Below are 12,297 nucleotides of genomic sequence, written 5' to 3' on the forward strand. Positions count from 1 at the left end.
CGACATGTCTGACCGAACGATTATAGACTGGCCCGCCTGGACCGCTTCGCCCGCCGGTAAGTACGTCCTCGACTGGGAACAGGAACAGCTCGACCGGGTGGTATCGAATATTTTCGGCTACCACGCGCTGCAGCTCGGCATGCCGCAGCTCGACGCCCTGCGCGAGAACCGCATGTCGTGCCGCGGTCTCGTGCTCGATGGCGCGAGCGCGACGAGCGCGCCATACACTGCGCCGTCTGCCCACGCCGACGGCGGCAGCGGCGTCATACAGGCGCGCCATGCACCCGAAGGCCGCAGCACCGTCTGGTGCGACCTGCTCGATCTGCCGTTCGAGGCGCAGAGCGTCGATCTCATCGTGATGCCCCACACGCTCGAATTCACGAGCGACCCGCACCGCCTCCTGCGCGAAGCCGAGCGCGTGTTGATGCCCGAAGGCCAGTTGCTGATCGTCGGTTTCAATTCGCTGTCGCTCTGGGGCGCGCGGCAGTCGGTGGGCAAACTCGCCGGGCAGCCGTTCCTGCCTGCGCGGCAGGACCTGATCGCGTTCACACGGCTGAAGGACTGGATCAAGCTGCTGGGCTTCGAGCTTGAGCGCGGGCGCTTTGGCTGCTATCGTCCGCCGCTCGCCACCGACAAGTGGCTTGCGCGTTACGCCTTCATGGAAGCCGCCGGCGACCGCTGGTGGCCGATCTTCGGCGCCGTCTATATGGTCACGGCGATCAAGCGCGTGCGCGGCATGCACCTCGTCGGCCCGCTGAAGGTCAAAAAGCCGGTGCTCGCGCCGAGCCTGAAGGCCGCCGCCACCACGCCCTCCCCTACACGCAACAAGGAAACATGACTGCTCCCGATTTCGTCGAGATCTTCACGGACGGCGCCTGCAAGGGCAATCCCGGCCCCGGCGGCTGGGGCGCGCTGCTGCGCTTCGGCACGCAGGAAAAAGAGCTGTTCGGCGGCGAGGCCGTGACGACCAACAACCGCATGGAGCTGATGGGCGTGATCGCCGCGCTCGAGGCGCTCAAGCGCCCGTGCCGCGTGATCGTCCACACCGACTCGCAATATGTCCAGAAAGGCATCAGCGAGTGGATCCACGGCTGGAAGAAAAAGAACTGGATGACGGCCGCGAAAACGCCCGTCAAAAACGACGACCTGTGGAAACGGCTCGACGCGCTCGTCGCGCAGCACGAGGTCGAATGGCGCTGGGTGAAAGGCCACGCCGGCCACCCGGAGAACGAGCGCGCCGACGCGCTCGCGAACCGCGGCGTCGCCTCGCTTGCCGAACTCTGAGCCGCCCCGCGCCTTCACACGTAGCAACCTGATTTATCCGACATGCGCCAGATCATTCTCGATACCGAAACCACCGGCCTGAACGCCCGCACGGGCGATCGCATCATCGAAATCGGCTGCGTCGAGCTGGTGAACCGCCGGCTCACCGGCAAAAACCTGCACTTCTACGTCAATCCGGAACGCGACAGCGATCCGGGCGCGCTCGCCGTGCACGGCCTGACGACCGAGTTCCTTTCGGACAAGCCGAAGTTCGCCGAAGTCGCCAATGAGATCCTCGATTTCGTGACGGGCGCGGACATCATCATCCACAACGCGCCGTTCGACATCGGCTTCCTCGACGCCGAACTTTCGTCGCTCGGCAAGCCGCCGTTCCGGGAGCACTGCGCCGAGATTATCGACACGCTGGTGCAGGCCAAGCAGATCTTCCCGGGCAAGCGCAATTCGCTCGATGCGCTGTGCGAGCGCTTCGGCATCAGCAACGCGCACCGCACGTTGCACGGCGCACTGCTCGACTCGGAACTGCTCGCGGAGGTGTACCTCGCGATGACGCGCGGCCAGGACAGCCTCGTCATCGACATGCTGGGCGAGACCGCTACAGCCGGCGACGTTGCTGCGCCGCGCGTGCAGATCGAGACGCTTGTGCTGCCCGTGATCGCCGCGAGCGCGGAAGAGCACGCGGCGCACGATGCAGTGCTCGACGGCATCGACAAGTCGCTCAAGGGCACGAGCGTATGGCGCACGCAGCCCGCGGCGGAAGAAGCGAAATCGGCCGAAACAGCGGCTGCTACGCAATCTGCTTAAAAAGCACTTTACAAGCCTCGAAAAGTTCGTCATAATTCAAAGCTCTTCGGGTGGTTAGCTCAGCGGTAGAGCACTGCCTTCACACGGCAGGGGTCACTGGTTCGATCCCAGTACTACCCACCAGAATTCGTGGGTGTAAATCACCGAAGAACAAGGGCTCGCGTCGAAAGGCGCGAGCCCTTTTCGTTTTTGTCGCGCCAATCCGTGGTCAACCCGGGCAAACCCAGGCCAGATCCGGGCTGTGCCGTTACGGCGATGAATCTGGATTGACGCACTAAATGCGCCGTAAGCCGTGAGCGGATCCGATGTATCGCTCTGTCACGCTTGCAACAGCGTGAGTGCGTTGCACGGTGCAGCCGGTCTGACCATCGAACGTTGACTGCGCAATCAACGTTGGCCGCAGCGATTCAGCGAACAACCTTCTGCCGCCAGGCGGGGATAGCGTCTTACCAGGTCGGCAAGTGGGAGATGGGCCAGATGGCAGATTTGCCGCGCAATTTGTTTAGCAAACCACATCATTGGCGAGCTTGAATTCGTGCGACGCCATACACGCACAGCGCCGTTGAGATTGGCAGGGCACGTACCAGGAAACACCAGCGGATATCCGAAGCCGATGGCGCATCACACCCGCACCGCGCTTCGCGCAGGCGCCACAGCGGTCCGCCAGGTGGTAATCGCCGGCCGCAATACGCCCCATATTCAAGCCCCACCGCAACTCATAGGTATGTTGCAGCCATGCGACACTTTAAATAATTACTAGCCGTTTTGAAATCGGCGCAAATATTATCCCTCATCGAAGGCATGGGCATTAATGGAGAACGCGTGCTCCACGTCCACACCGCCGCACATTGCCTGCTTAAACCTAAATCAATAACGAGGACGACACGATGAAAAAGACTACTGCAGCGCTCGGCGCTTCCCTGCTTGCGCTCTCGGCACAATCGGCTTTCGCACAAAGCTCCGTCACGCTGTACGGTATCGTTGACACCGCCATCCGTTTCCAGACCAACGCAGATTCAGCCAACAACAACCTCATCGGCATGACTGTAGGCGCTGTTACGCCTAGCCGCTGGGGCTTGAAGGGCAAGGAAGATCTGGGCGGCGGTCTGTCGGCTATCTTCAAGCTCGAAAATCAATTCCAGCTGTGGAGCGGCAAGCTCGACAGCTCGTCCAACCAGCTCTTCAAGCGCGCCGCATGGGTCGGCCTGTCGAGCGACGAGTTCGGCACGCTGACCTTTGGTCGCCAGCAAACGCCGTTCTTCGAAGAAATGGGCAACACGTTTGACCCGCTGACCGTTGGCGATTACTGGCAAGACAGCTGGATCTACAACCCGGTTGGCCCCTTCCTGTACTCCGACAACTCGATCAAGTACGCCAAGACGCTCGGCGGGTTGAGCGTGAAGGCAATGTACGGCTTCGGCAACCAGGCGGGCAGCGTCGGCAAGGACAGCATGTACGGCCTGACCGCAACGTACACGTTCGGACCGGTGGAAGGTATCGTTGGCTGGCAACAGAACGACGCCCCCGTGCGCGGCGCCCTATTCAACGCCACCGGTGCCCAAGGGAAGTGGAATCAGGTTAACGTAGGCGTGGTTTACACGGTCGTTCCGACGGTGCGCCTGATGGCTGGCTGGCTTCGCTCGCAGGACCGGACCGGCACGGTTGACAACGCACAGGTTCAAAGTGGCGACGGACTCCCGCTCGGTTTGAACCCCAGCCCGAACCGTATCGACAACAACTTCTACATCGGCACGACGTGGCAAGCTACCGCGCCGCTCCTGATTACCGCTGTTGGCTACTACGGTCGCACGCAAAACGCGACGATGCTCAACAATACGCTCGGCGGTGGCCACAACTATTCGGGCACGCTGCTGGCTGAGTACGCGCTGTCCAAGCGCACCGAAGTCTATGGCACGGTCGACTATACGCGCGGCACGGGCGCATACCTCGTCGCCTATCCGGGCCACAACAACCAGACCGGCGTCGCCATCGGTCTGCGCAACATCTTCTAAAAGAACCCCGGCCATCTGCCGGGACTGCTGATTCAGCACTGAACCGCATGCGTGTACACGCATGCGGTTTTTTTTCGCTCTCAGGGCATCACCTGTGTACGGCGCTGGACGGACCAGCGCAAAACGAGATCATCCAGCCTCTCACCGATGTCACGGCGTCATCCATCCGTGCTTCGTCACGCCCGGTTTGGCGATATCGTCAGCGAAAAAGTCAGCATGTGCTAACCCGCCCTGCTCGCACATGGGCAAATCAGGCCGAACAGTCTTCCAGTGTCCGGATGTCGCCGATCAGTTGACGGCCTCGATCGTCGAGCGCTTCGTCATGGAACAGCAAAAGATCGCGTAGCGATGCAGCAAGCATCTCGACAGGCCGATGCATGGAGGGAAGAAAAGGCCAGGCATGCAGGAGATAGATGAGCGGCGTCAGTTCGCGACGCTCGCACCAATGATCGAATAGCGCGATGCACAGCTCATTGACCTGCGCGCGCAGGCGGAAATCCGCGTCAAGACCGCGCTGGCGCGCTTTGACGCCGATGTATGCGAGCCCATGGCCATTCCGGCTCTCCAATATGCTTTCCATTGCTTTTGCCTCGATCATCGCTCTCTGGGTCCTGAAGAACGCGGCGCAGTGCGGCCGCCAGCCGCAACGTCTGCTGCACGAAATCCGGGCCAACATGCTGGCGCGGCCGACGCTCCTGTCGTCGGCGATTGATTCGCGCTTCGCCCCCGTCGCGCGAATTCGAGCCCGCTGCAGCCTGCCCCGCTTTTTTGCGTTACTGAAGACAGCTATCGCAACATGCAAGCTGCGGCAGCCGATTGATCGAACAGTTCGCGCCGGTCACAACCACCTGCAGCAACGAACGTCGTATTGCAATAGCTAGAACGGCCGTGCTCGCTGGTCGCCGGCATGGTCGTCATGCCGCTATCGGATGCTGGCTCAAGCTAAATAACAGGCCCGTCGTCAAACATCGTCGAGTTCTTGTCGTCTCGACTATCGATGTTTTCCTTGTGTTTATTTAATTGCCAAAAAGGGCGGACCAAATTAAGGGGAAACCCGTGTGAAAACGTTTGTACGCTCCAACGGCTGATCTTCATCAAGCGAAACAACCGGCTCCCAGGAAATTTTGCCGCCAGGAATTCCTAGCCCCTGAACGTGAGGCGCTCGCGAACGGGGAGACGCTCCGGCCGTCGAGCCATTTGAAGTCAAGCGGCCGGAAAACCGCTACGCATGGTTTGCACGATGTGCCGGGTCGCCAGCAGGCATGTCGCGATATTGAAAGGTTTCTGTCGATTCAGGCGTACACGACTCACCCCGCTGCAACCGTACGCCCCGTCCGTACGCGCGACACGGCACTCTTCGCTACCGGCGCTGCGCCCATCGCGCGCGAAGCCATCTCGTTCTGCTCGATCACCTTCGCGATCTCCGCCTCGGCCTGTGCGCCGTATTGCGCGAAAACATCCGTGCGATAGCTCGTCTTGTTCGCAGCACCGAGTTGTGTGCCGGAATCATCGTGCGTGTCTGCATCGACCAGCATCGACAGGCCGATACGCAGCGGGTGCGCTTCGAGTTCGCGCTGATCGAGCTGGATGCGAACCGGCAGACGCTGGACGACCTTGATCCAGTTGCCCGTCGCGTTTTGCGCGGGCAGCGTCGCAAACGCACTACCCGTCCCTGCCGAGAAGCCTTCGATCCGGCCATGATATTTGATGCTCGAACCGTACACGTCCGCCGTCAGCGTGACCGGCTGGCCGATGCGCATGTGTCTGAGCTGCACCTCCTTGAAGTTCGCATTCACCCATACGCCGTCGAGCGGCACAATCGCCATCAGCGGCGTGCCCGGCGACACGCGCTGGCCGACCTGAACCGAACGCTGCGCGACGTAGCCCGTCACCGGCGCCGGCAAGGTGTTGCGCGCGTACGCAAGATAGGCATCCCGCACCTTCGACGCGGCCGCCTGTACGTCAGGGTGGTTTTCGACGGTCGTGCGGTCGGTGAGGGCGTGGTTTGCCTCGGCTTGCTGGCGGGCTGCATCGAGCGCGGCCTGCGCCGCACTGACCGCATCGCGCGCGTGCGCGATGTCTTCGGCAGAGACGGCACCCGTGTTCGCGACAGCCTCGCGGCGGCGCAGATCGTCCTGGGCGCGCGCGAGGTCCGACTCGCGTTGCGCCACGTTCGCCGCATAGAAGTTGTTGTTCACATACAGGCCGCTCACACGACGCACCGTCTGACCGAGCGCCGCCTCGGCGTTCGCGAGCGCGATTCTCGAATCCGCCGGGTCGAGCGTCACGACCGGGTCGCCGGCTCGCACGATCTGCGTGTCGTCGGCATTGACTGCGACCACGGTGCCGGTGACCTGCGGCGTGAGTTGCACGAGGTTGCCGCTCACGTAGGCGTCGTCGGTCGTCTCGTGATAGCGACCAAACGTGGCGTAGTAGGCGCCCCAGGCCGCTCCCGTCACCATCACGGCCACCCCGAGAAGGACGAGCAGAAACCTGCGGCGGCCCGGGGGCGTTGCTGCCGGGCCGGTGGCAACGGAGGCGGCCTCGACGGCGTGCGTCGTTTCGCTGGACCTTTCGCTGGCTTTTTCGCTGTTCCGACCGGCCGTCTCACGGTCGGGTGCAATGGATTCGCTCATTTCAATTCTCCTGACGTGTAGGCAAACGTGCCGCTCAATTCGCGGCGACGGCGTGGTGGGTTGAAGCGGCCGCGTCCGCGCTGCGAACGACTTCCGCCGAGGCATCGACGTAGCCGCCACCGAGCGCCGACGCGAGCGCAATCTGCTCGTCGCGCCGGTTCATCTTCAGATTGGCGATGGCTTCATCGGCGTTCAGGGCCGTGACATCGGCGTTAAGCACGGTCAGCTGGTTGGTCAGGCCAGCCTTGTATTGCGTGATCGCGAGTTGATCCGCGCCCTGTGCAGCTTCTTGTGCCGTTTGTGCGTCGACGAGTTGCGCGTCGCTCGAGCGGATCTGTGCAAGCTGGGTGGCTACCTCGCTCAGTGCGGTGACGAGCGTCTGGTTGTAGGCGGCCACCGCATAGTCGAACTCCGCGTAACGGCCTTTCAACTGCGCGCGCAGCTCACCCGCATCGAAGATGGGCAGATGGATCGCCGGCCCAACCGAAGCCGTCCGGCTCGCTGCCGTGAGAAAGCGGCCAAAACCGAACGCGTCGAGTCCAATCGCGGCACTCAGGTTGATGTCCGGGTAGAACTCCGCCTTCGCTTCCTTGACCTCGTGCGTCATCGCGTCGACGCGCCAGCGGGCAGCGACGATGTCCGGGCGGCGGCTCACCAGATCCGCAGGCAGGTTATCCGGCAGGCGCACTTCGTCGCCGATAGCGAGCGCCGGCCGCGCCATCGACAGGCCGCGATCCGGGCCTGCACCGATTAGCGCAGCCAGTTGATAGCGCACGGTCAGAATGCTGCCGTCGAGTGCGGTGACATGAGCGCGGCTCGTCGCAAGATTGGCCTGCGCGGTCTTGCGTTCCACTTCCGTATCGAGGCCGGTCGTGATGCGCCTCGCCGTGATGCGATCGATCTGCTCGCGGCGCGCAACCTCCTGCTGCGCGATATCGCGCAATTCGTAAAGGCGAGCCAACTGGTTGTAAGTGCACGCGATCGCGGTGGACAGCGTGAGCTTGACGACTTCCTCGTCGGCCCGGCTCGCTTGTGTCTGCGAAACGGCCGACTTCAGCGCTTCGCGGTTCTTGCCCCACAAGTCGAGGTCATATGAGGCGCTCAGCAAGCCCTTGTTTTCGGTCTGCCAGGCGCCTGCATACGGCGGCGGAATCAGCGCAGCGCCGCTGAACTGCTGGCGCGTGAGCGAGTAGGTCGCATCGACGCGCGGCAGCGTGTTCGCCTTCGCCGTTTCGCTATACGCCTGTGCCGCGGCCACCCGCGCGCGCGCCTCGTCGAGCGTCGGGCTCGCCTGCAGCGCTTCGGCGATCAGCGCTTTGAGCTGCGCATCGCCGAACTGATCGGCCCAGTCCGCCGCCGGCCAGTGCCCCTGCTGCGCAGGCAGGCTCTGAGCCGTCTCGAACTGTTGCGGCGCGGCGATCTGCTTGTCGCTATGGATCCCCGCATAGTTCGCGCAGGCCGACAGCACCGCCGCGAAAATCGCCGACACACCCAGTTTCAGCACACGGGTGCGGATGTGGGTACGGATGTGGGTCCGAGCGCTGGATTGCTTCATCTGCGATTTCATTTTCTGACTTGTCAGATTAATGGATAAAAAAACGAGCGGCGCGTGGCCGCATGCGTTCAGTCACCGTTGAACTTGCGAAGGAGGCGGCCCAACTCGGCAAACTCCGCCTTACTGAATTTACGCAACCGCGCGTTCAGAATCTGCGGTGCAATCTCCGGAATCCGGGCTGTCACTTCCTCGCCCTTCTTCGTCAGCTTCAGATTGACCACGCGGCGATCATCCACGCTGCGCGAGCGTTCCAGCACCCCCTTTGCATCCTCCAGCTTGTCCAGCATTCGCGTCATCAGACCCGTGTCGATCCCGAGCAGCTTCGACAGCTCGAACGGCGTGGTGGCCACGCCCTGCTGGATCGACAGCAGAATGCCCATTTGCTGGCTTGTGATGTCGAGCTCCTTGAGCCCGGTGTCCATTTCCGCGGTGATGAGGTTACGCGCGCGGTTCAGCAGGAATCCAATACTCTGGGTAAGCATGAAGTTCTTCGTCGTGTAGTGGTCCATCGCATTTCCTCGGTAATCTGAATTCAGCTTATCTGCAAAGTCAGATGCTGTCAAATTTTTCCCCGAGGTGCCTTTGCGCTTGTTGCGCCCGTCGTTGCTCCGTTCGTTGTGCAGGGCGAATCCGCGCCAGTCAGTGCCCGCCGGCACCCGCTGCGCCCGCGCCAGCGCCCTTGCCCGGCCTCGTCACCCAGATCAGCGGAACGATGGCGACAAAGATCACGGCCGAGATCCAGAAGATGTCGTTCAGGCCCAACATGGTCGCCTGCGCGTTGAGCGACGCTTCGAAGAAGGCCGTCGCCTTGGGCGTGCCCGCACCGAGCATTGTTTGCAGACGAGCAATGCTGCCGACGAACGCCGGGTTTTCGACGCTCGTCTGCTCGACCAGTTGCGCGTGATGAAGGATCGTGCGATTGCTCCAGGCGTTGCTCAGCAGCGACGTCCCTATCGCACCGGCCAATATGCGCACGAAGTTCGACAGGCCAGCGGCGGCCGGTATCTTTTCGGCCGGAAGCCCCGAGAGAATGATGGCGGTGAGCGGCGTGAAGAACAGCGCGGTGGGAATGCCTTGCAGGAGCGTCGGCAGCACCAGCGTGTAGGGGTCGATGCCCGTCGTGTAGTGCGAGCGCATGAGAAACACGCCGGCGAACCCGACGAATGCCAATGTGGCGAGCACGCGCGTGTCGGATCGCGGCATGACCTTGCCCATCACCGGCGCGAGGACCACCGCGAAGATTCCAAGCGGCGCCGTTACGAGCCCCGCATCCACGGCGCGGTAGCCGAGAAAGCCCTGAATCCACTGCGGCAGCAGCACGAGGTTCGCAAAGAAAATCGCGTACGCGACCGAAATCGCCACGGTGCCGCCCAGAAAATTGCGCCGCGCGAACAGCCGTAAATCGACGATCGGTTTTTCCTCGGTCAGCTCCCAGATCAGGAAAAACACGAAGCTGATTACCGCCACGATAGTCAGCGCCCAGATCACCGGCGAATCGAACCAGTCGAGGTCCTTGCCCTTGTCGAGCATGATCTGCAGCGACGCAACCCATACGATCAGCGAAATCAGTCCCACTTTGTCGATGGGCAGCTTGCGCGTCGGCGTTTCGCGGTCCCGGTAAATACTCCAGACCGTCGCGGCGGCGAAGAGGCCGACCGGCACGTTGATGTAGAAGATCCACGACCAGCTGTAGTTGTCCGTGATCCATCCGCCGAGCGCCGGGCCGGCGATCGGCCCGACTGTCGCGGTCATCGCCCACAGCGCAAGCGCGTTCGAACTCTTTTGCTGCGGAAAGGACGCGAGCAACAGCGCCTGAGACAGCGGCACCAGCGGCCCCGCCACGGCCCCCTGCACGATCCGCGCGATCAGCAGCACCTGCAGGTTCGGCGCGAGACCGCACGCCGCCGACGACAGCACGAACAGCAGAATGGCCCCGACGAACAGCTTCACTTGGCCCACGCGCTGCGTGAGCCAGCCGGTCAGCTGGGATCGACACTGCATTGGCCGCGGCGAACAGCGTGATGACCCACGTCCCTTCGTCGATGGAAACGCCGAGGTTGCCGGAGAGCGTCGGGATCGCGACGTTTGCAATCGACGAATCGAGCACGTTCATGAAGGTGGCGAGCGCCACGGCGAACGTGCCAAGGACAAATCTTGCGCCGGTCAGAGGGCGTGGCGCATTCGCGCCGGTCGACGGGTTCATGCTGCGTCCTTTGAACTCAGATCACATGGTGTTTCAGCGATCGGCATATATCTGATTAGTCAGATATATCGATAAAAAAAACGGCCTATCGGCTCGCAGGCTGTTTGCAAACAAGCCTGAACGCTGTTTCCGATTCGACCTTCGTCGGCCCTCATCGATCTCGCGGCGTACCGATCGCCATTTCCTGACGCGAATTATATCTGACAATGCAGATTTATACAAATTTATTTTTCGTCTGCCGATCACGCCGACCGCCTGTACGCGATCAACAGACCAGCTCAACACCCTGCGCGGTTCGCACCACAACGTATTTCTTCATACGTGGACGCTGCATGCATTTCGCCGTGTCATGACACCCGCCGTCTTGATATGGATTCCTGAGTCTTCTTCGAATGCGCGCAGACGGACGGCGCCAGGCAGCCAGCCCGGAAGCATCGTGATTTTTTCGATTGAACGACAGATGCGGCAAGCGACGCGGCGTCCGCCGCGCGACCGCACAGCGGACGTGGTCAGGCCTGCTTCAGCGCGGCGTCGAGGGCATGCGCGGCCACGCGATCGCCTTCGGTGGCGAGGCCGACGCGAAACACCGTCTGGCGGTTGTGGCCCGCCGCGGCTGGCGAGTCCCACAGCAGTTCGATCTTCGCGCGCCATTTCATGGCCACTGGCGCCGACGCGGGTGCCGACACCAGAGGCTCCGACGCCGTGGAGGGCGATGGCGCAGCGCCGTCGGCGCTCGCGTCCGTAATGACCGGATCGGCGCCGGACGCCTGCGGCGCAGCCGCAGCTACCGGGGAGCCAACCGGCTGCGTGCCCTGCGGCCAGCGCACGGAAAGCTCGCGCGCGTCGTACTGGCCGACCTTGCGGCTTTCCAGCCAGACGATAGTGGTGCGCGTAGCGGAATCGAGCGACACCGCATAGCGGCCAATCGCAAAACGGCGCGCGGCGATGTTGGTGCGCCACAGCGCGCGCGGCCGGCAGATCCAGACCACGGCGGCGTAGAGCGCGGGCGCGACGACGAGCCAGCCGTTGGTCGCCGCCACCGTGCTGAGCGCCCGGCGCCAGCCTGCGACCGAAACGAAGACGCCGACCGACCACAGCGCGAACAGAAAGCCGAGCAGACCGAAGAAACGCAGTGCCTGGCGCAGCCACGACGGCAACGGATGGAACGGGCGTTCGATGCGTGCCTTCGCGCCCGGCAGCACGATCAGCAGAAACAGGAAAACGAGATTGATGCACGCCCAGGGCGACGAAGCCATGCCCTGCAGGGCCGCCAGGAAGTTCATCTGCTCCATCGAGTAGAGCCAGCGCGCAAGAAGGACGAGACCGATCGCGCGCAAGGCGAACATCGTCCCGGCGCCTGGTACGGCTGCCGTGGGCGTCGGTCGGGTTCTCGCCAAAGCTCTTCTCCTCTCGTCAGGGTTGCCGGCGGTTTTGCGGGCACGGCCATTATAGGGACATTGCCGCCTCATCTCACGCTGACCGGCAACGCTTGCGCACAAAAGACAACGCCCCGGTGCGCAGGCAGCGGGGCGTTGTTCGGCGACCAGGCGGGCAGCGCCCGCTGTCAGCCGGACTTAACCGGCGGCGACTTCGCGCAGCACGGTGCGGCGCTTCTGGCGCAGCATTTCTTCGTACACGGCGACGTAGTTGCGCGCCATCACCTTCGACGAGAAGCGTGCCTCGAACGCGGCGCGCACCTTCTCGCGCGGCAGCGTCGACAGGCGCTTGACCGCAGCGACTGCGCTGATTTCGTCTTCGACGACAAAGCCCGAAACGCCGTTCTCGATGACTTCCGGCACCGAGCCG

At 62.8% G+C, this 12,297-nt stretch carries 10 protein-coding genes, 1 tRNA gene and 2 pseudogenes; 6 read left to right on the top strand and 7 right to left on the bottom strand.

Translation table 11 applies throughout. The annotated features are described in order from the left end of the window. Positions 1-4: 4 nt before the first annotated feature. The 5 genes from Q0L30_RS21025 (at position 5) to Q0L30_RS21045 (ending at position 4,097) form a co-directional block, all read left to right on the top strand. Complete coding sequence (locus Q0L30_RS21025; RefSeq protein ID WP_296660655.1) at positions 5-838, top strand: class I SAM-dependent methyltransferase; 834 nt, start codon at positions 5-7, stop codon at positions 836-838. Then, positions 835-1,284, top strand: a complete 450-nt coding sequence (gene rnhA, locus Q0L30_RS21030; RefSeq protein ID WP_293035204.1) for a ribonuclease HI — start codon at positions 835-837, stop codon at positions 1,282-1,284. Before Q0L30_RS21025 ends, rnhA begins: the two co-directional genes overlap by 4 nt. A 42-nt stretch (positions 1,285-1,326) precedes the next feature. Next, positions 1,327-2,085 (top strand): DNA polymerase III subunit epsilon, encoded by a 759-nt coding sequence (gene dnaQ / locus Q0L30_RS21035; protein ID WP_296660666.1) that lies wholly within the window; start codon positions 1,327-1,329, stop codon positions 2,083-2,085. Between the two features lie 48 nt (positions 2,086-2,133). Continuing rightward, positions 2,134-2,208, top strand: a tRNA-Val gene (locus tag Q0L30_RS21040). A 764-nt stretch (positions 2,209-2,972) separates the two neighbouring features. Next, the gene (locus tag Q0L30_RS21045; protein WP_296660669.1) at positions 2,973-4,097 is read left to right on the top strand and encodes a porin; all 1,125 of its coding nucleotides are present in this window, start codon (positions 2,973-2,975) and stop codon (positions 4,095-4,097) included. Between the two features lie 250 nt (positions 4,098-4,347). Here the strand turns inward: Q0L30_RS21045 and Q0L30_RS21050 are convergent, their stop codons facing one another. Further along, entirely contained in the window at positions 4,348-4,695 is a 348-nt protein-coding gene (locus Q0L30_RS21050; RefSeq protein ID WP_296660672.1) for a hypothetical protein, read from the bottom strand. On the opposite strand from Q0L30_RS21050, the gene Q0L30_RS21055 reads away from it, so the two are divergent. Next, positions 4,667-4,978 (top strand): hypothetical protein, encoded by a 312-nt coding sequence (locus tag Q0L30_RS21055; protein WP_296660675.1) that lies wholly within the window; start codon positions 4,667-4,669, stop codon positions 4,976-4,978. The genes Q0L30_RS21050 and Q0L30_RS21055 overlap by 29 nt on opposite strands. Positions 4,979-5,404: 426 nt before the next feature. Here the strand turns inward: Q0L30_RS21055 and Q0L30_RS21060 are convergent, their stop codons facing one another. The 6 genes and pseudogenes from Q0L30_RS21060 to Q0L30_RS21085 all read right to left on the bottom strand — a co-directional run. After that, positions 5,405-6,733: an HlyD family efflux transporter periplasmic adaptor subunit gene (locus Q0L30_RS21060; RefSeq protein WP_296660677.1), complete on the bottom strand. Its 1,329-nt coding sequence runs from the start codon at positions 6,731-6,733 to the stop codon at positions 5,405-5,407. A gap of 34 nt (positions 6,734-6,767) precedes the next feature. Then, on the bottom strand, positions 6,768-8,288 hold the full coding sequence (locus tag Q0L30_RS21065; RefSeq protein ID WP_296660680.1) for an efflux transporter outer membrane subunit: 1,521 nt from the start codon (positions 8,286-8,288) through the stop codon (positions 6,768-6,770). Between the two features lie 68 nt (positions 8,289-8,356). After that, positions 8,357-8,797, bottom strand: coding sequence for a MarR family winged helix-turn-helix transcriptional regulator (locus Q0L30_RS21070; protein ID WP_296660682.1), 441 nt, complete (start codon positions 8,795-8,797; stop codon positions 8,357-8,359). 130 nt (positions 8,798-8,927) lie between these two features. Continuing rightward, positions 8,928-10,491 (bottom strand): annotated as a pseudogene (locus Q0L30_RS21075) (DHA2 family efflux MFS transporter permease subunit). 509 nt (positions 10,492-11,000) lie between these two features. Further along, positions 11,001-11,888: a hypothetical protein gene (locus tag Q0L30_RS21080; protein ID WP_296660685.1), complete on the bottom strand. Its 888-nt coding sequence runs from the start codon at positions 11,886-11,888 to the stop codon at positions 11,001-11,003. Between the two features lie 177 nt (positions 11,889-12,065). Beyond that, positions 12,066-12,297, bottom strand: a pseudogene (locus tag Q0L30_RS21085) (glycosyltransferase family 4 protein); the annotation flags it as partial.

The organism is Paraburkholderia sp., assembly GCF_024281035.1.
Classification (GTDB): Bacteria; Pseudomonadota; Gammaproteobacteria; order Burkholderiales; family Burkholderiaceae; genus Paraburkholderia.

Bases quoted from the DNA above. Each gene is read 5' to 3' on its own strand.
- Q0L30_RS21025 (WP_296660655.1), top strand. From the start codon at position 5: ATGTCTGACCGAACGATTATAGACTGGCCCGCCTGGACCGCTTCGCCC.
- rnhA (WP_293035204.1), top strand. From the start codon at position 835: ATGACTGCTCCCGATTTCGTCGAGATCTTCACGGACGGCGCCTGCAAG.
- dnaQ (WP_296660666.1), top strand. From the start codon at position 1,327: ATGCGCCAGATCATTCTCGATACCGAAACCACCGGCCTGAACGCCCGC.
- Q0L30_RS21045 (WP_296660669.1), top strand. From the start codon at position 2,973: ATGAAAAAGACTACTGCAGCGCTCGGCGCTTCCCTGCTTGCGCTCTCG.
- Q0L30_RS21055 (WP_296660675.1), top strand. From the start codon at position 4,667: ATGCTTTCCATTGCTTTTGCCTCGATCATCGCTCTCTGGGTCCTGAAG.
- Q0L30_RS21050 (WP_296660672.1), bottom strand. From the start codon at position 4,695: ATGATCGAGGCAAAAGCAATGGAAAGCATATTGGAGAGCCGGAATGGC.
- Q0L30_RS21060 (WP_296660677.1), bottom strand. From the start codon at position 6,733: ATGAGCGAATCCATTGCACCCGACCGTGAGACGGCCGGTCGGAACAGC.
- Q0L30_RS21065 (WP_296660680.1), bottom strand. From the start codon at position 8,288: ATGAAGCAATCCAGCGCTCGGACCCACATCCGTACCCACATCCGCACC.
- Q0L30_RS21070 (WP_296660682.1), bottom strand. From the start codon at position 8,797: ATGGACCACTACACGACGAAGAACTTCATGCTTACCCAGAGTATTGGA.